17 protein-coding genes and 1 riboswitch are annotated in these 16,713 nt (G+C 60.8%); of the genes, 12 read left to right on the plus strand and 5 right to left on the minus strand.

Annotated elements, in window-relative coordinates; genetic code table 11:
• Positions 1-41: 41 nt before the first annotated feature.
• From ACYZT5_RS33390 to purM, 3 genes are read right to left on the minus strand one after another with little or no spacing between them, the layout of a single operon-like run.
• Positions 42-755 carry a DUF3108 domain-containing protein gene (locus ACYZT5_RS33390; RefSeq protein WP_056744016.1) on the minus strand — a complete coding sequence of 238 codons (714 nt, stop codon included), beginning with the start codon at positions 753-755 and terminating at the stop codon, positions 42-44.
• An 8-nt stretch (positions 756-763) separates the two neighbouring features.
• Positions 764-1,414, minus strand: coding sequence for a phosphoribosylglycinamide formyltransferase (purN, locus tag ACYZT5_RS33395; protein WP_462049076.1), 651 nt, complete (start codon positions 1,412-1,414; stop codon positions 764-766).
• Entirely contained in the window at positions 1,414-2,472 is a 1,059-nt protein-coding gene (gene purM / locus ACYZT5_RS33400) for a phosphoribosylformylglycinamidine cyclo-ligase (RefSeq protein WP_008148639.1), read from the minus strand. Before purM ends, purN begins: the two co-directional genes overlap by 1 nt.
• Before the next feature lie 383 nt (positions 2,473-2,855).
• Between purM and ACYZT5_RS33405 the strand changes: the two genes are divergently transcribed.
• The 6 genes from ACYZT5_RS33405 to ACYZT5_RS33430 all read left to right on the plus strand — a co-directional run bounded on the left by ACYZT5_RS33405 (position 2,856) and on the right by ACYZT5_RS33430 (position 8,198).
• On the plus strand, positions 2,856-3,914 hold the full coding sequence (locus ACYZT5_RS33405; RefSeq protein ID WP_462049077.1) for a DUF2066 domain-containing protein: 1,059 nt from the start codon (positions 2,856-2,858) through the stop codon (positions 3,912-3,914).
• A 39-nt stretch (positions 3,915-3,953) separates the two neighbouring features.
• Positions 3,954-5,027: an AI-2E family transporter gene (locus tag ACYZT5_RS33410; RefSeq protein ID WP_462049078.1), complete on the plus strand. Its 1,074-nt coding sequence runs from the start codon at positions 3,954-3,956 to the stop codon at positions 5,025-5,027.
• Positions 5,028-5,257: 230 nt separating this feature from the next.
• Positions 5,258-5,962: a DnaA regulatory inactivator Hda gene (gene hda / locus ACYZT5_RS33415; RefSeq protein WP_008148645.1), complete on the plus strand. Its 705-nt coding sequence runs from the start codon at positions 5,258-5,260 to the stop codon at positions 5,960-5,962.
• Positions 5,963-6,176: 214 nt separating this feature from the next.
• Positions 6,177-6,827 (plus strand): C40 family peptidase, encoded by a 651-nt coding sequence (locus tag ACYZT5_RS33420; RefSeq protein ID WP_462049079.1) that lies wholly within the window; start codon positions 6,177-6,179, stop codon positions 6,825-6,827.
• Between the two features lie 165 nt (positions 6,828-6,992).
• Positions 6,993-7,529: a C40 family peptidase gene (locus ACYZT5_RS33425; RefSeq protein WP_462049080.1), complete on the plus strand. Its 537-nt coding sequence runs from the start codon at positions 6,993-6,995 to the stop codon at positions 7,527-7,529.
• A 15-nt stretch (positions 7,530-7,544) separates the two neighbouring features.
• Positions 7,545-8,198 carry an O-methyltransferase gene (locus ACYZT5_RS33430; RefSeq protein WP_462049081.1) on the plus strand — a complete coding sequence of 218 codons (654 nt, stop codon included), beginning with the start codon at positions 7,545-7,547 and terminating at the stop codon, positions 8,196-8,198.
• A gap of 4 nt (positions 8,199-8,202) precedes the next feature.
• On the opposite strand, the gene ACYZT5_RS33435 is transcribed toward ACYZT5_RS33430, so the two are convergent.
• Positions 8,203-9,516, minus strand: coding sequence for a PQQ-dependent sugar dehydrogenase (locus ACYZT5_RS33435; RefSeq protein WP_462049082.1), 1,314 nt, complete (start codon positions 9,514-9,516; stop codon positions 8,203-8,205).
• Between the two features lie 68 nt (positions 9,517-9,584).
• Positions 9,585-10,169: a hypothetical protein gene (locus tag ACYZT5_RS33440; RefSeq protein ID WP_462049083.1), complete on the minus strand. Its 585-nt coding sequence runs from the start codon at positions 10,167-10,169 to the stop codon at positions 9,585-9,587.
• Positions 10,170-10,323: 154 nt separating this feature from the next.
• Positions 10,324-10,555: riboswitch (cobalamin riboswitch) on the plus strand.
• A gap of 81 nt (positions 10,556-10,636) precedes the next feature.
• Between ACYZT5_RS33440 and cobO the strand changes: the two genes are divergently transcribed.
• The 6 genes from cobO to ACYZT5_RS33470 are packed head-to-tail and all read left to right on the plus strand — an operon-like array spanning position 10,637 to position 16,644.
• Positions 10,637-11,248, plus strand: a complete 612-nt coding sequence (cobO, locus tag ACYZT5_RS33445; RefSeq protein WP_462049084.1) for a cob(I)yrinic acid a,c-diamide adenosyltransferase — start codon at positions 10,637-10,639, stop codon at positions 11,246-11,248.
• A 10-nt stretch (positions 11,249-11,258) separates the two neighbouring features.
• Positions 11,259-12,659, plus strand: coding sequence for a cobyrinate a,c-diamide synthase (locus ACYZT5_RS33450; protein ID WP_462049085.1), 1,401 nt, complete (start codon positions 11,259-11,261; stop codon positions 12,657-12,659).
• The gene (gene bluB, locus ACYZT5_RS33455; RefSeq protein WP_462049086.1) at positions 12,656-13,306 is read left to right on the plus strand and encodes a 5,6-dimethylbenzimidazole synthase; all 651 of its coding nucleotides are present in this window, start codon (positions 12,656-12,658) and stop codon (positions 13,304-13,306) included. The genes ACYZT5_RS33450 and bluB overlap by 4 nt, the downstream gene beginning before the upstream one ends.
• Positions 13,303-14,211, plus strand: coding sequence for an adenosylcobinamide-phosphate synthase CbiB (cbiB, locus tag ACYZT5_RS33460; protein WP_462049087.1), 909 nt, complete (start codon positions 13,303-13,305; stop codon positions 14,209-14,211). The genes bluB and cbiB overlap by 4 nt, the downstream gene beginning before the upstream one ends.
• Positions 14,204-15,196, plus strand: coding sequence for a threonine-phosphate decarboxylase CobD (gene cobD / locus ACYZT5_RS33465; protein WP_462049088.1), 993 nt, complete (start codon positions 14,204-14,206; stop codon positions 15,194-15,196). The genes cbiB and cobD overlap by 8 nt, the downstream gene beginning before the upstream one ends.
• The gene (locus ACYZT5_RS33470) at positions 15,193-16,644 is read left to right on the plus strand and encodes a cobyric acid synthase (RefSeq protein ID WP_462049089.1); all 1,452 of its coding nucleotides are present in this window, start codon (positions 15,193-15,195) and stop codon (positions 16,642-16,644) included. The genes cobD and ACYZT5_RS33470 overlap by 4 nt, the downstream gene beginning before the upstream one ends.
• Positions 16,645-16,713 lie beyond the last annotated feature (69 nt).

Below are 16,713 nucleotides of genomic sequence, written 5' to 3' on the forward strand. Positions count from 1 at the left end.
CGGAATCCTCATCGGATTCCGGATTTTCGTGTCGAGCCGGATTAGCTGCCTTTGACAGCCTTGCCGTTGACCGTACCGTCCAGGAGCATGATGTTGTACTCCTTGCCGTCGGTTTCAACCTGTTGCAGACGAACCAGCAGGTAATCCCAATCCTTAGCGAACCACAGGACGGTGATGCGCTTGCTTTGTGTCGGGTCGCGCACGCGCTCGACCTTGATCGCGTCGATCTGGCCAGCCTTGGTGTCGACTTTTTCCGAACCCAGCACGCGGAAGTCATAGGTATCGACTTCGCCGTCGTCGACGACCTGATAGCTCATGCTTTTCTTGCCAGCGGCCACGTCGTGTTGCAGGGCCAGTTGATAGGTGGATTTGTCGACCATGCCGCGGTTGAGCGGGATCTTGACCGGGTCACCACGATCGGTGCCGGTGACCATTTTGTTGGTCCAGTCGAAATCCAGGTCAGCTTTCTTGGCTTTGCCCAGACCGCCACGTTCGAAGTGGTAGGACTGCGGCAGCAGCGTGTCCTTGTCCAGGGTCAGGGTGCTTTCTTCGGTCAGGCTGGCGATCATCATTGAGGCCTTGAAGCTGAGCTTCCAGGCGCCATTGGCTTGCTTGGTCAGGCTGCGTTCAGCGGTGCCGCTCATGGGCAACTGCTTCCAGTCAGCGGTGTAGCTGGCGGAGAAAGGTTGAAGTTCTGCAGCCTGCGCAAAAGGCAGTGCGAGCAGAGCGCAAGCGAAGAGCAGGGCACGACGCATAAAATCTCCTAGGTTCGAATCAAGTGGCCGCTGGCCGCGAGTAACTTTCCATCCAGTAAAGCACCTTGCTCGCCGAGTGATAAACGACCTTCGGCAAACCAGCGTACAGCCAGCGGGTAGATCAGGTGTTCCTGGGTATGAACTCGCTGCGCCAGACTCTGCGGCGAATCGTGCAACTCTACCGGTATTACTGCCTGTACGACCAGTGGTCCGCCATCGAGTTCCTCGGTGACGAAGTGCACGGAGCAGCCGTGTTCGGTGTCGCCAGCTTCCAGTGCGCGCTGATGGGTGTGTAGCCCTTTGTATTTGGGTAGCAGCGAGGGATGGATGTTGAACAGGCGACCCTGGTAGTGGCGCACGAAGCCAGCGCTGAGAATGCGCATGAAGCCGGCCAGTACCACGAGTTTGGGGTTGAAAGCGTCGATCAGTTCGATCAGCGCGGCATCGAAGGCCTCGCGGCCTTCGAAAGCCTTGTGATCCAGGGTGCGGGTGTCGATACCCGCGTCCCTGGCGCGTTGCAGGCCGTAGGCGTCGGCGCGGTTGGAAATCACCGCAGCGATGCGGGCCGGGCTGTCGCCGGTCCGCGTGCTGTCGATCAAGGCCTGCAAGTTACTGCCGGTGCCGGACAACAGCACCACCACATCACAGGTCTGGGACATCAATGAGCCTTGAGGTTCTTCAGTTCAACCTGAGCCGCGCCTTCGGCAGCGGTGGAGATCTGACCGATGACCCAAGGCTGCTCGCCGGCTTCGCGCAGGACGTTCAGGGCAGTTTCAACGTGCTCTTGAGCGACGCAGATGACCATGCCCACGCCACAGTTCAGCACGCGGTGCATTTCGTTTTCGTCAACGTTGCCTTTCTCTTGCAGCCAGTCGAACACGGCAGGACGGGTCCAGCTCGCGACGTCAACCACCGCTTGTGCGCCTTTTGGCAGAACGCGCGGGATGTTGTCCAGCAGGCCACCACCGGTGATGTGGGCCATGGCTTTGACTGCGCCGGTTTCCTTGATCAGCTTGAGCAACGGCTTCACGTAGATACGGGTCGGGGCCATCAGCAGGTCGGTCAGTGGTTTGCCGTCGAGCTGGATGTTTTCGATGTCGGCACCGGACACTTCGATGATCTTGCGGATCAGCGAGTAGCCGTTGGAGTGCGGGCCGGAAGACGGCAGGGCGAGCAGGGCATCGCCGGCAGCGACTTTCGAACCGTCGATGATTTCGGATTTTTCCACGACGCCGACGCAGAAGCCGGCCAGGTCGTAGTCTTCGCCTTCGTACATGCCCGGCATTTCAGCGGTTTCGCCGCCGACCAGGGAGCAGCCCGACAGTTCGCAGCCAGCGCCAATGCCGGTTACGACCTGGGTCGCGGTTTCGACGTTGAGTTTGCCGGTGGCGTAGTAGTCGAGGAAGAACAGCGGCTCGGCGCCGCAGACCACCAGGTCGTTCACGCACATGGCAACCAGGTCGATGCCGATGCTGTCGTGCTTGTTCAGGTTCAGCGCCAGACGCAGCTTGGTGCCGACGCCGTCAGTGCCGGAAACCAGTACTGGCTGCTTGTAGCCGGCCGGGATTTCGCAGAGGGCGCCGAAACCGCCCAGGCCGCCCATGACTTCCGGGCGCGCAGTGCGCTTGGCGACGCTCTTGATGCGTTCGACCAATGCTTCACCGGCGTCGATGTCTACACCGGCGTCCTTGTAGCTCAGGGAGGGTTGCTTGCTCATGATCCAGGCCTTTAGGGGGGATTCAGGGGTAACGACCGAGTCCAGTGGGGGCGCCGAAACGGCGTAGGCGAGAGCCTAGCGCGCTATTCCGACACTGCCCGGCTGTTGCCGGTCTGCGAAGGCGCGCGATTTTATCAGGCTTGAGGGGCAGCGGCCATCCTCAGGCCGACGGCAGGGGCATATCGGCTTAAAAAAACCTTTATTGCCCGTGTTGGTCGCATCCTTCATGGCTGTATAAGGTATCGCTATTCACCGTCTATCGTTATGACAGTGCAAAAACTTACCGGGGTCGGGTGAATGTTTTGCTTGGGGGCGTGGTCACAGCCTTGCTCAATCCGGTTCACGCGGCCTGTTCCAGCCGCTCTTGTCGTCAGGAATCCTCCATGCGTTTTTTTTCTAGATATTTGTTTGCGGGCTGTTTGTCATTGGTCAGCCTGGTGAGTCATGCCGAGACCGTGAAAAATCTGTATCAGGTGCGTCAGCCTGTCAGTGGTCAAACCCCTGAGGTACGCGATCAGGCGACCCAGCAAGCGTTGGATACGTTGGTGCTGCGTCTGACCGGTGATCCCAAGGCTGCGCAAAGCCCGGGGTTGGCCGCACTGCGCAAGGACCCGCAGCAGATCATCAGTCAGTACGGCTTTGACGCCGGCCCGCCGGAGGTGCTGAAGGTCGATTTCGACCCGGCCACCACCGAGCAAGCGTTGCGCCGTGCCGGGCTGTCTCTGTGGGGGGCGAACCGGCCATCGATCCTCAGCTGGTGGTTGAACGATTCCACCGAGGGTTCGAGCCTGGTGGGCGATGGCCAGGCCAGTGCTGCACCGCTGCGTCGAGCGGCGCAACACCGTGGTCTGCCGCTGCGTCTGCCGCTGGCCGATCTGAATGAGCAGATTGTCGCCACGGCACCGAATCTGGAAGGTGCGGACGCGACGCCACTGCGCGGGGCATCGGAGCGTTACAACGCTGACGCGTTGCTCGCGGTGCATGCCCGTGAAGAGGGCGGCCAGTGGCAGGCCAAGTGGCAGTTGTGGCTGGGCGACAAGAAGGAGGCGGGCAGTGTTCAGGGCGCGGATCAGGCCGCTGTGGCCGATGCGGTGATGCTGGCGGTCAGTGAACGGCTGGCGCCTCGTTTTGTGGTCAAGCCAGGTGTTTCGGGCGAGCAATTGCTCGAAGTGCAGGGCATGAATCTGGAGCGCTACGCGGCACTGGGGCGATTGCTGGATCCGTTTGGCGCGCGCTTGGTCAGCGTCGATGGCGACCGTATTGTCTATCGGGTCAATGGCAGCGCCGAGCAGTTGCGCTCGCAGTTGTCACTGGCGAAGTTGCAGGAGGTTCCTGCCGGTGAAGCGCCGGCGCCTGTCGCACCGGTTCAGCCGGCCGAGGGTTCGGCACCGGTAGTAGCGCCCACTCCGGCACCTGTGCCGCAGTTGCGATTCCGTTGGTAACGGTTTTCTTTCTTTATATAGATGCATAGGGAGTTGTACATGGCCGATACGCGGCGTTGGTTCTGGTTGGGTGGGGTCATCCTGCTCTGCGCGTTTGTCTGGCTGTTGCATCCGATCCTGACGCCGTTTCTGGTGGCGCTGCTGTTGGCTTATCTGTTCGATCCATTGGTGGATCGGCTGGAGAAGGCCGGGCTCTCTCGCACTTGGGGCGTGGTGGCGGTGTTTGCGCTGTTTACCTTGATCTTCACGACATTGCTGCTGGTGTTGGTGCCGATGCTCGCCAAGCAGCTGTTTCGCTTGTACGAACTGGCGCCGCAGATGCTCGACTGGTTACAGCACACCGCATTGCCGTGGGCGCAATCGAAATTTGGACTGTCGGATAATTTCTGGAAATTCGACAAGCTCAAGGCTGCGATCAGTGAACACATGGGCCAGACCACTGACATTGTCGGGATCGTGCTGAGTCAGGCGACGGCTTCCGGGCTGGCGTTGATCGGTTGGCTGGCGAATCTGGTGCTGATCCCGGTGGTGAGTTTCTACCTGTTGCGGGATTGGGACCTGATGATGGCCAAGATCCGCAGCCTGCTGCCCCGTGATCGCGAAGAACGCGTTGTGGTCCTGGCGGGTGAATGCCATGAAGTGCTGGGTGCGTTCGTGCGCGGTCAGTTGCTGGTGATGGTGGCGTTGGGCGTCATCTACGCGGCGGGCCTGATGCTGGTGGGGCTGGAATTGGGGCTGTTGATCGGTTTGATTGCCGGTCTGGCGGCGATCGTGCCGTACATGGGGTTTGTCATCGGGATTGGTGCGGCCTTGATAGCCGGGTTGTTCCAGTTCGGTGGCGATCTGTATCCCATGATCGGAATCGTCGCGGTGTTCATGGTCGGGCAGGCACTGGAAGGCATGGTGCTGACGCCATTGCTGGTGGGTGATCGGATTGGTCTGCACCCGGTGGCGGTCATCTTCGCGATTCTGGCAGGGGGTGAACTGTTCGGTTTTACCGGTGTGCTGCTGGCGCTGCCGGTGGCGGCGGTGATCATGGTGCTTTTGCGCCATGTGCATGATTTGTATAAAGATTCGGATATGTACAGCGGTGTTGATCAGGCCGAGCTTTAAGGCGCTCTGATCACGCGTCGCGGGCCGCCTGGTTCATCGCCAGGTTGACCCGAATCCCTCGCGCGGCTGTCACATGCGCTGCCAACGAAACTGTCATAAAACCAGTGTGTTAACGCAAACCTTTGATTTTGCTTGTGGTCTGTCGCATTGTGCGGCCAGCTTCACGGGTATAAACTTCGCAAACTTTACACAGAGGCCACTAACGGTTCCTTTGGAACTGTTCAGTCAGCATGAAACCGATTCAGCTGCCCCTAGGTGTGCGTCTGCGTGATGACGCTACCTTTATCAATTACTATCCAGGCGCCAATGCCGCTGCACTCGGCTATGTCGAGCGGCTATGCGAAGCCGACGCCGGCTGGACCGAAAGCCTGATTTATCTCTGGGGCAAGGACGGGGTAGGGCGTACGCACTTGTTGCAGGCGGCCTGCCTGCGCTTCGAACAACTGGGGGAGCCGGCGGTGTATTTGCCGTTGGCCGAGCTGCTTGATCGTGGCATCGCCATCCTCGACAACCTCGAACAGTACGAACTGGTCTGCCTGGATGATTTGCAGGCGGTAGCCGGTCGGGCGGATTGGGAAGAGGCGCTGTTCCATCTGTTCAATCGTCTGCGTGACAGCGGTCGACGCCTGCTGATCGCCGCTTCGACATCTCCGCGCGAACTGCCGGTGAAGCTGGCGGACCTCAAATCCCGTCTGACGTTGGCGTTGATCTTTCAGATGCGTCCGCTCTCCGACGAAGACAAATTGCGTGCCTTGCAACTGCGCGCATCTCGTCGCGGTCTGCACCTGACCGATGAAGTCGGGCATTTCATTTTGACCCGCGGTACGCGCAGCATGAGCGCACTTTTCGAGCTGCTTGAACGCCTCGATCAGGCCTCCCTTCAAGCTCAGCGCAAGCTGACGATTCCCTTTCTGAAAGAAACTTTAGGCTGGTAAAGCCAAGGCCTGCAGCGGGTTTCGGCATATTTCAGGCGCCAAGAATTCCGCCTTCCTACAGGGTTGCAGGCTGCGCGAATGTCTAAAACGGGCTTAAGCGCTTAGATGTAAACGAGAAACCGAGAAGTCACATAAAGTTCGATTGAATTTGCAAATGAGGTTGATAGCGGGCATAGTCTCGCCATCTTTAGAACTATCAGCCACGGTCGTGCCCATGCTAAATCGCTTTGCACCCCTCGTGCCCCTCGCACTCGTTACCCTGTTGTTCGGTTGCGCTGCTCACTCTCCAGTGTCCCAGCAAGAGCAACAACAGCAGGCTAAAAATTCTGCTACCGCCCAATCTTCCGTTCTTTATCAGCAAGCGCTTGAACAGGAAGAGGCGGCCACCGAAAAAGAATTGGCAGACTTCGCCGGCGGCAAGTCGTACCAGCTTCCGGTTCTGGCCGACAGCATCCTCGAACGCGGCATGTCCCTGATCGGTACCCGTTACCGTTTCGGCGGCACCTCCGAAGCTGGCTTCGATTGCAGTGGCTTCATCGGTTACCTGTTTCGTGAAGAAGCCGGCCTGAACCTGCCACGCTCCACTCGCGAAATGATCAACGTGGACGCTCCGTTGGTTTCGCGCAGCAAACTGGAGCCTGGCGACTTGCTGTTTTTCGCCACCAATGGCCGTCGCGGTCGCGTCAGTCACGCCGGGATCTACCTGGGTGACAACCAGTTCATCCATTCCAGCAGCCGCCGCAGCGGTGGTGTCCGGATCGATAGCCTGGGCGACAGCTACTGGAGCAAGACTTTCATCGAAGCCAAGCGCGCACTGGCGATGGCACCAACTGCAGCCCCGACTATCGTCACGGCACGCAAGTAAGCGGACATTTTGTAAGGTGAACTTAAAGTCTTACTTGAAGTTTGCCGCGTAGCGACTAGAATCCTGATCTATTATTGATGGCAAACCGCCTGCGTCCTGCGCAGGCGGTTTTCTTTTCTGCGCCCCCTGCAGAAAAAGCCGCAGCCAGATCAGGATGTTCTGCTTATGTCGACGTCGGCCCGCCTCGCAATCATGCTCTTCGCAGCGCTGCTCAGCGCCTGCGCCAGCCGTACACCGCCACCTGCGCCGGTGGTTCGCGCTCCCATTATTTTCAGTTCCTCCCAAGCATTCTCCCCTGAGGCAGAAGACGTATTGTTCCGTGCGCTCGGCCTAGTGGGCACGCCGTACCGTTGGGGTGGCAACACGCCGGATTCGGGTTTCGATTGCAGCGGGCTGATCGGTTACGTCTATCGTGACGTCGCCGGCATTTCCCTGCCGCGTACCACGCGCGAGTTGATCAGCATGCAAGCGGCCAGCGTGGGCAAGGAAGGTCTGCAAACCGGGGACCTGATCTTCTTCGCCACCAATGGCGGCTCCCAGGTCAGCCACGCCGGGATCTACGTCGGCGAAGGTCGCTTCGTCCATGCGCCCGCCACCGGCGGCACGGTGAAGCTCGACAGCTTGTCCAAAGCTTACTGGCAGAAAGCCTATCTGAGTGCCAAGCGCGTCTTGCAACCTGAGCACTTGGCACGCAACCCCTAAATTGCAGAGGTTGTCATGACCGCTCGCACACTCAATCTCGACGATTCCCTGTATCAATACCTGCTCGATGTTTCCCTGCGTGAAACGCCGCTGCTCAAGCGTTTGCGTGACGAAACCCAGGCGCTGCCCATGGCTCGCTGGCAAGTGGCGCCCGAGCAGGGCCAGTTCCTCGCGCTCCTGGTGAAACTCACCGGCGCCAAGCGTCTGCTGGAAGTCGGCACCTTCACCGGTTACAGCGCCTTGTGCATGGCGGCTGCATTGCCGGATGACGGCTCGCTGATCTGCTGCGACATTCCCGGCGATTACAACGCCACCGCACGCCGTTACTGGCAGGAGGCGGGGCTTGCCGAGCGGATTGATCTGCGCTTGGCGCCCGCGTTGGAAACCCTGGCTCAGTTGGATCAGCAAGAGCAGTTCGACCTGATCTTCATTGATGCCGACAAAGCCAACTATCCACGCTATCTGGAGCACGCCCTGCGTCTGCTGCGCGTCGGCGGTCTGGCAGTGTTTGATAACACGCTGTGGAGCGGACGGGTGCTTGAGGACAATCCCGAGAGCGAAGACACCCGAGCCATCCAGGCGCTCAATCGGGCCTTGAAGGATGACTCGCGTGTGGATCTGTCGTTGTTGCCGTTGGGCGATGGATTGACGTTGTGCCGCAAGCGCTAAGCGCTCACTTGGCCGCCGATACGCGCCACACCTTGTTGCCCACGTCATCCGCGACCAACAAACCACCCTGCTGATCAATCACCACGCCTACCGGGCGGCCCATGGCTTTTTCCTCGTTATTGAGGAAGCCGGTGAGCACATCCATCGGCTGCCCGGTCGGCTTCCCTGCGCTGAACGGTACGAAAATCACTTTGTAGCCACTGTGCGGCTTACGATTCCACGAGCCATGCTGGCCGATGAAGGCGCCTTCCTTGAACTGCGCCGGCAGCGTGTTGCCTTCAGCAAACGTCAGGCCCAGCGATGCGGTATGCGGGCCCACCGCATAATCCGGAGCAATGGCCTTGGCCACCAGATCGGGGTTTTGCGGCTCGACGCGAATGTCGACGTGCTGACCGTAATAACTGTAAGGCCAGCCGTAGAACCCGCCGTCTTTCACTGAAGTGATGTAGTCCGGCACCAGGTCGCTGCCGATTTCATCGCGCTCGTTGACCGCCGTCCACAGTGCGCCGCTCCGAGGTTCCCAGGCTAGACCGTTTGGATTACGAATCCCCGAGGCGAAGATCCGATGGTTGCCGGTGGCGCGATCCACCTCCCAGATCGCCGCGCGACCTTCTTCCTTGTCCATGCCGTTTTCGGCCACGTTGCTGTTGGAGCCCACCGTGACGTACAGCTTGCTGCCGTCCTTGCTGGCGATGACGTTTTTGGTCCAGTGGTGATTCAGCGTACCGCCCGGCAGGTCGATCACCTTCATTGGCTGTGACTTGATCGCCGTCTCGCCGTTTTCATAGTGGAAGCGCAGCAAGCGGTCCGTGTCGGCGACGTACAGGTCATTGCCGACCAGGGTCATGCCGAAGGGCGAGTTGAGGTTTTCCAGAAACACCGTGCGGGTTTCGGCGATGCCGTCGTGGTCCTTGTCCCGCAGCAGCGTGATGCGATTCGGGCTCGGTACTTTGGCGCCGGCACGGCCCATGACTTTGCCCATGACCCAGCCACGGATGCCTTTGCCGTCATCGGGTTTGGGTGGTGCGTTGGTTTCGGCGACCAGCACGTCGCCGTTGGGCAACACATAGAGCCAGCGCGGGTGATCGAGCCCTTCAGCAAAGGCCGCCACCTGAGTCCCTGTCGCAGCTATGGGTTTCGCGCCGTTTGGCCAGCCGATCGCCGGGGCGATGTTCACCGTCGGGATCAGGGTTTTGTTTGGTTCTGGCAGCTTGGGCGACGGGCCGGTGCCGTCGGAGACTTGCAGCCTGGAGGTTTCACCGCAGGCGGCAAGCCCTCCGGCGAGCACGATGACGAGAGCGAGCTGAGGCTTGCGCATGCTGATCTTCCCTATGAATGCATTGACCTAATCAATAGAGAAGCGCAGGTGCGCGATGGTTCAACCGGTCAGCCGCGGGCTTCCTTGAACAGCACGGCGATGCCGGGGTGGTAGTTGCCGGCTTCGTTGCGCAACTTGCGATAGGCATAGGGGAAATACCAGGCCACCGCGCAGCTGTGTTCCTTTTGCAGGTCGTCGACCATGTCCTGGAGTTCTTCCGGAGTAGCACTTTGCTGAGCTTTTTGCGGCGCGACGAACAGGCAGCCGAGTTTCAGGTCGCTGGCGTAGCTGATGCGCTTGGCGTCGCTGGTGATGTCCTGCAATGCTTGGCTCAGGTTCAGGCTGTTGACGCGTGGCCAGCGCTGGGTCGCCTGAAGGTAAGCGCGTTCTTCGCTGGTCGCGATAAACAGGTCGGCGCGGCCATTGCGTTCGCCTTCTTCGGTCTGTTTACGGGTCGGTGTTTGTTGCAGCGTCACCATTTCCGCCATCCACGCAGCGGCGGACAGCAGGCTCAGGTTGGCTTTTTCATCGAACCAGTAAGGCGTGTCGTTATCGCCGCGTACGGCGTTGTAGCGGTCGATACAGTCAAACCAGCGGTCCAGCACCGGGCGCAGGAATTCCAGCTTCGGATTGCTGATGATCATGCCTTGCATGTGGCTCACCCTTGAATTTGTATTGTGAGATTATGGCTCTTTGATATCACTGCTGAGAGTGTGGCACAAGATTGGCGTCAGATAATTGATCAACGGCAGTTATTCGCTTGCAGGCCGCCCGTCTTCAATTGACGCTCCATCCCCAACCCTCTAACCTTCGCGGCTTGTTTCAGGTGCTCTGTGGCCTTGGTCGACAGAGTGAAACAGGGAAGCCGGTGAGTGAGTTCATTCAACTAATGAAGAACCACGATCCCGGCGCTGCCCCCGCAACGGTAAATGAGTGAAGACTGCGTCTTGAGCCACTGTGTCATATGACATGGGAAGGCGCGCGGTCAGGCGTATCGCCGCTCATGAGCCCGGAGACCGGCCTGATCCATCCAGCGGCATCACGGTGGGCGATGCCAGGCTTTTTGCCGTCTATTCTTGTGCCTGCCCGCCGTTATCCAGCCTCAACGGAGAGCTCCCCCATGACTGATACCCCCGATCGTGACGAACGTCATCTGGCACGCATGCTGCGCAAAAAAGCCGTGATCGACGAACGCATCGCCAACTCCCCGAATGAATGCGGCCTGCTGCTGGTGCTGACCGGCAACGGTAAAGGCAAAAGCAGCTCGGCCTTCGGCATGCTCGCCCGGTCCTTGGGCCACGGCATGCAGTGTGGCGTGGTGCAGTTCATCAAGGGGCGCAACAGCACCGGCGAAGAATTGTTCTTCCGGCGTTTCCCGGACCAGGTGCGTTTTCATGTGATGGGCGAGGGCTTCACCTGGGAAACCCAGGATCGCCAGCGTGACATCGCCGCCGCTGAAGCCGCATGGGCCGTGTCCCGCGAATTGCTGCGTGATCCGTCGATTGGCCTGGTGGTGCTCGACGAGTTGAACATTGCGCTCAAGCACGGTTATCTGGATCTCGATCAGGTACTCAGCGATTTGCAGGCGCGTCCGCCGATGCAGCATGTGGTGGTCACCGGTCGCGGCGCCAAGCCGGAGATGATCGAACTGGCCGACACGGTCACCGAAATGGGCGTGATCAAGCACGCGTTCCAGGCCGGGATCAAAGCGCAAAAAGGCGTCGAGCTGTGAATACTACTTTATGAAAATCAGCCGTCACTGCCCGGCGGTGCTGATTGCCGCGCCGGCCTCCGGCCAGGGCAAGACCACCGTCACCGCGGCGTTGGCCCGTTTGCATCGCAATCAGGGGCGCAAGGTTCGCGTGTTCAAGTGCGGCCCGGACTTTCTCGACCCGATGATTCTAGAGCGCGCCAGTGGTGCGCCGGTGTATCAACTGGACATGTGGATGGTCGGCGAGCAGGAAAGTCGTCGTCTGTTGTGGGAAGCTGCCGGCGAAGCCGATCTGATCCTCATTGAAGGTGTCATGGGGCTGTTCGACGGTACGCCGTCCAGCGCTGATCTGGCGCGGCATTTCGGTGTGCCGGTGCTGGGTGTGATCGACGGCACCGCCATGGCCCAGACCTTTGGCGCACTGGCGTTGGGGTTGGCGCGCTATCAGCCGGATTTGCCGTTTGCCGGTGTGCTGGCCAACCGCGTCGGTACCCTGCGTCACGCGCAATTACTTGAAGGCAGCCTCACTGAAGGTTTGCGCTGGTACGGCGCCTTGTCCCGGGAAACCGGGATCGAATTGCCGAGTCGCCATTTGGGTCTGGTTCAGGCCAGTGAGTTGAACGATCTCGATCTGCGCCTCGATGCGGCGGCCGATGCACTGGCCAGCAGTTGCGAGGTCGCGCTGCCACCGGCGGTGGAATTCGCAGCCCCTGATGTGATCGCTGCCGAACCGTTGCTGGCCGGCGTGCGAATTGCCGTGGCCCGTGACGAGGCGTTTGCCTTCACCTACGGCGCAAGCCTGGATCTGCTGCGCGCCATGGGCGCCGAATTGCGGTTTTTCTCGCCAATCCGTGATGCGCAATTGCCGGAGGCAGACAGCCTCTATCTGCCAGGCGGTTATCCCGAATTGCACCATGTCGCGCTGTCACAGAACACCACGATGCTGGCGGCGATTCGCGCTCACCATGCGGCGGGTAAACCGTTGTTGGCCGAATGTGGCGGCATGCTCTATTTGCTCGATTCGTTGACCGATGTCGAGGGCACTCGCGCTGAGTTGGTCGGCTTGCTGGCGGGGGATGCGGTGATGCAAAAGCGTCTGGCCGCGTTGGCGTTGCAGGCGGTCGAGTTGCCGGAAGGTTCGTTGCGCGGGCACACCTATCACCATTCGCTGACCAGTACCGAGCTTGAGCCAATCGCCCGTGGCCTGAGCCCTAACGGTGGGCGAGGGGCAGAGGCGGTTTACCGTGAAGGGCGGATGACGGCCTCGTATGTGCACTTCTATTTCCCGTCCAATCCATCGGCGATTGCCGCGCTGTTTGCGCCTGATCTTGAGGCCGCCTTCGCGAGCAGGCTCGCTCCCACAGTAGAAAGTGGGTTGGCTGAAGAAACGCGGTCCACTGTGGGAGCGAGCCTGCTCGCGAATAGGCCATGACCGATAACGCATTCTCCAAAGCCGAACGCGAAGCGGTGTATCGGGCAATTGCCGAACGCCGTGACATGCGTCATTTCAGCGGCGGCACCGTCGAGCCCGAGTTGCTGCGACGCCTGCTCGAAGCTGCGCATCAGGCACCGAGTGTCGGCCTGATGCAGCCCTGGCGGTTCATCCGCATCAGCGATCGAGCCCTGCGCGGCAAGATCCAGTTACTGGTGGAAGAAGAACGCATCCGCACCGCCGAAGCCCTCGGCGAGCGCACCGACGAATTCATGAAGCTGAAAGTCGAAGGCATCAACGACTGCGCCGAGGTGCTGGTCGCCGCGCTGATGGACGATCGCGAGCGCCATATTTTCGGCCGTCGCACCTTGCCGGAAATGGACATGGCCTCGTTGTCCTGCGCGATCCAGAACCTCTGGCTGGCCTCCCGCGCCGAAGGACTGGGCATGGGCTGGGTGTCGCTGTTCGAGCCGCAAGCCCTGGCGGACCTGCTGGGTTTGCCGGCCGGTGCCAAGCCCTTGGCCGTTCTTTGCCTGGGGCCGGTCAAGGCATTCTATCCGGCACCGATGCTGGTACTCGAAGGCTGGGCGCAGGCGCGTCCGCTGAGTGAGCTGCTGTACGAAAATTATTGGGGAGTGAGTCAATGAGTGTGGCGTTGTTGAGTGTCGCCGCGGTTGCGCTGGATGCGCTGCTGGGTGAACCCAAACGCTGGCATCCGCTGGTGGCGTTCGGCCGTTTTGCCGACCGCATCGAACAACGTTTCAACGCTGCTGGTCGCGGCTGGCGCAGTCATGGCGTCACTGCCTGGGTGATCGCAGTGTTGCCGCTGACCCTGCTGGCCACAGCGTTTTCCTGGGCGCCCTATGTCGGCTGGATCGTCGAAATTCTCGCGCTCTATTGCGCCCTCGGCCTGCGCAGCCTCGGTGAACACGTCGAGCCGGTGGCCAAGGCGCTGCGCAGCGATGATCTGGACGAGGCGCGCAAGCGTGTCGGTTACCTGGTGAGCCGCCAGACCAGCGAACTGGACAAAACCGAAGTCGCCCGCGCCGCCACCGAATCCGTATTGGAGAATGGCAGCGACGCGGTGTTTGCCGCGTTGTTCTGGTTTGCCGTGGCGGGTGCGCCCGGTGTGGTGCTCTACCGTTTGAGCAACACCCTCGATGCGATGTGGGGTTACCGCAACGAACGCTTCGAACGTTTCGGCTGGGCGGCGGCAAAGATCGACGACGTCCTCAACTACATTCCCGCACGCCTGGTGGCGTTGACCTACGCGCTGCTGGGCAAAACCCGCCTCGCGCTGAAATGCTGGCGCCGCCAAGGCCCGACCTGGGACAGCCCGAATGCCGGCCCGGTGATGGCGGCCGGTGCCGGTGCGCTCGGTGTCGAGTTGGGCGGGGCGGCGATTTATCACGGTGAACTGCATCAGCGTCCGCAACTGGGCGAAGGCGTGCCGGCGGACGCCGACTCCATCGACCGTGGCTGGCAATTGGTCCAGCGCGGGGTATGGTTATGGTTGCTGATCCTCTGCGTGGGGGCTGAATTCTATGCTTGAGCACGGTGGTCGGTTACGCAAGGCGGCGCTCGAATACGGCATCGCCGAAGCCGATTGGCTCGACCTGTCCAGCGGCCTGGCGCCCTGGCCGTTTCCGGTGCCGGAGATCCCGTGGCGGGCCTGGGCGCGTTTGCCGGAAACCGATGACGGTCTGGAGCAGGCGGCCTGTGATTATTACGGCGCCGCTCAGGTGCTGCCCGTGGCCGGTTCGCAAATGGCGATCCAGTTGTTGCCGCGTTTGCGCCGGGCGGGCAAGGTCGGCGTGCTCTCGCCGTGTTACGCCGAACACGCCGAAGCGTGGCGCCGCAATGGCTACATCGTGCGTGAAGTGTTGGAGCAGGAAGTCGACTTCTACCTCGACAGCTTCGACGTGCTGGTGGTGGTCAACCCGAACAATCCTACAGGCCTGAGCCTGACACCGAGTCGGCTGCTCGACTGGCATTCGCGGCTGGCCCAGCGCGGTGGCTGGCTGGTGGTGGACGAGGCGTTCATGGACAACACGCCGCAACTGAGCCTCGCACCTTTTGCCAATCAGGTCGGGTTGATCGTGTTGCGTTCCTTCGGCAAGTTTTTCGGTCTGGCCGGTGTGCGCCTGGGGTTCGTGCTGGCCGAGCGCAAGTTGCTCAAATTGCTGGCCGAGCAAGTGGGGCCGTGGGCGGTCAGCGGGCCGACGCGGGTACTGGGTCAGGCCTGTCTGCGGGATACCGAAGGGCATGCCCGGCAACGGGTTCGCGCTGAAGAGGTCAGTGAACGTCTGGCGCTGCTGCTTGAACAGCACGGCTTCAAACCCCAGGGCGGCTGCGCCTTGTTTCAATGGCTGATCACCGATCACGCCGAAGCGTTGCACGAATTCATGGCCCGGCGCGGCATTCTGCTGCGATTGTTCACGCACAACAGCAGCCTGCGTTTCGGGTTGCCCGCCGATGAAACCGACTGGACACGTCTCGCGCAAGCGTTCGAAGCCTACGCCAAGGAAACCCAATGACTACGTTGATGGTGCAAGGCACCACTTCCGACGCCGGTAAAAGCACGTTGGTAACGGCGTTGTGCCGCTGGGTCACGCGTCAGGGCGTGAGCGTGGTGCCATTCAAACCGCAGAACATGGCACTCAACAGTGCGGTGACTGCCGACGGTGGCGAGATCGGTCGCGCACAAGCGGTACAGGCTCAGGCGGCCAACCTTGAGCCGCACACCGACATGAATCCGGTGTTGCTCAAACCCAACAGCGATACCGGCGCCCAAGTGATCATCCATGGTCGTGCGGTCACGACGATGAACGCCGTTGCGTATCACGACTACAAAGCCATTGCCATGCAAGCGGTGCTGGCCTCCCATGAACGGCTGAGCGCGGCGTATCCGGTGATCATGGTCGAAGGCGCGGGCTCGCCGGCCGAGATCAATCTGCGCGCCGGCGACATCGCCAACATGGGCTTTGCCGAGGCGGTGGATTGCCCGGTGGTGCTGATCGCCGACATCAATCGCGGCGGGGTTTTCGCGCACCTGGTGGGCACGCTGGAACTGCTGTCGCCCAGCGAGCAGGCGCGGGTCAAAGGCTTCATCATCAACCGTTTTCGCGGCGACATCGCCTTGCTGCAACCGGGCCTCGACTGGCTGGAAGCGCGCACCGGCAAACCGGTGATCGGCGTTCTGCCTTACGTGATGGATCTGCACCTGGAAGCCGAGGACGGCATCGATCAGCGTCAGACTGACAAGGCCGACCAGGTGCTGAAAGTGCTGGTGCCGGTACTGCCGCGCATCAGCAACCACACCGACTTTGATCCGCTACGCTTGCACCCGCAGGTGGATCTGCAATTCATCGGCCCCGGCCAGACGATTCCACCGGCCGACCTGATTATTCTCCCCGGCTCGAAAAGCGTGCGTAGCGACCTCGCGTATCTGCGGGCCAATGGCTGGGACACTGCGATCAGTCGTCATCTGCGTTATGGCGGCAAAGTGCTGGGCATCTGCGGTGGCCTGCAAATGCTCGGCGAGCAGTTGCACGACCCGTTGGGCCTCGAAGGCGCACCGGGTTCCAGCGCCGGTCTGGGTTTGCTGGCGTTCGAAACGCAGCTCGAAGAAGAGAAGCAATTGCGCAATGTGCGCGGACGTCTGGCGCTGGAAGACGCGCCGGTCAGCGGCTATGAAATTCACGCCGGCGTGACCACCGGGCCAGCGTTGGAAAACGCCGCCGTGCAGCTGGACGATGGTCGCTGCGACGGTGCGCAAAGCGTGGATGGGCAAATTTTCGGCACCTATCTGCATGGACTGTTTGAATCGCCCGCGGCGTGCAGTGCGCTGTTACGCTGGGCCGGTTTGCAGGCTGTGCAGGAAGTGGATTATCACGCGTTGCGTGAGCGCGATATCGAGCGGCTGGCGGATCTGGTGGAGAAGCATCTGGATACCCGACTGTTGTGGGAGCTCTGCGGGTTTTGAGGTGTTTTGAGGACGCCTTCGCGGGCAAGCCTCGCTCCTACAAGGACCCCACCGTACCTGTAGGAGCGA

This window comes from Pseudomonas sp. LB3P14 (assembly GCF_054898045.1).

Bases quoted from the DNA above. Each gene is read 5' to 3' on its own strand.
- cbiB (WP_462049087.1), top strand. From the start codon at position 13,303: ATGAGTGTGGCGTTGTTGAGTGTCGCCGCGGTTGCGCTGGATGCGCTG.
- ACYZT5_RS33470 (WP_462049089.1), top strand. From the start codon at position 15,193: ATGACTACGTTGATGGTGCAAGGCACCACTTCCGACGCCGGTAAAAGC.
- hda (WP_008148645.1), top strand. From the start codon at position 5,258: ATGAAACCGATTCAGCTGCCCCTAGGTGTGCGTCTGCGTGATGACGCT.
- ACYZT5_RS33435 (WP_462049082.1), bottom strand. From the start codon at position 9,516: ATGCGCAAGCCTCAGCTCGCTCTCGTCATCGTGCTCGCCGGAGGGCTT.
- ACYZT5_RS33405 (WP_462049077.1), top strand. From the start codon at position 2,856: ATGCGTTTTTTTTCTAGATATTTGTTTGCGGGCTGTTTGTCATTGGTC.
- ACYZT5_RS33440 (WP_462049083.1), bottom strand. From the start codon at position 10,169: ATGCAAGGCATGATCATCAGCAATCCGAAGCTGGAATTCCTGCGCCCG.
- bluB (WP_462049086.1), top strand. From the start codon at position 12,656: ATGACCGATAACGCATTCTCCAAAGCCGAACGCGAAGCGGTGTATCGG.
- cobO (WP_462049084.1), top strand. From the start codon at position 10,637: ATGACTGATACCCCCGATCGTGACGAACGTCATCTGGCACGCATGCTG.
- ACYZT5_RS33420 (WP_462049079.1), top strand. From the start codon at position 6,177: ATGCTAAATCGCTTTGCACCCCTCGTGCCCCTCGCACTCGTTACCCTG.
- cobD (WP_462049088.1), top strand. From the start codon at position 14,204: ATGCTTGAGCACGGTGGTCGGTTACGCAAGGCGGCGCTCGAATACGGC.
- ACYZT5_RS33450 (WP_462049085.1), top strand. From the start codon at position 11,259: ATGAAAATCAGCCGTCACTGCCCGGCGGTGCTGATTGCCGCGCCGGCC.
- purN (WP_462049076.1), bottom strand. From the start codon at position 1,414: ATGTCCCAGACCTGTGATGTGGTGGTGCTGTTGTCCGGCACCGGCAGT.
- purM (WP_008148639.1), bottom strand. From the start codon at position 2,472: ATGAGCAAGCAACCCTCCCTGAGCTACAAGGACGCCGGTGTAGACATC.
- ACYZT5_RS33410 (WP_462049078.1), top strand. From the start codon at position 3,954: ATGGCCGATACGCGGCGTTGGTTCTGGTTGGGTGGGGTCATCCTGCTC.
- ACYZT5_RS33390 (WP_056744016.1), bottom strand. From the start codon at position 755: ATGCGTCGTGCCCTGCTCTTCGCTTGCGCTCTGCTCGCACTGCCTTTT.
- ACYZT5_RS33430 (WP_462049081.1), top strand. From the start codon at position 7,545: ATGACCGCTCGCACACTCAATCTCGACGATTCCCTGTATCAATACCTG.
- ACYZT5_RS33425 (WP_462049080.1), top strand. From the start codon at position 6,993: ATGTCGACGTCGGCCCGCCTCGCAATCATGCTCTTCGCAGCGCTGCTC.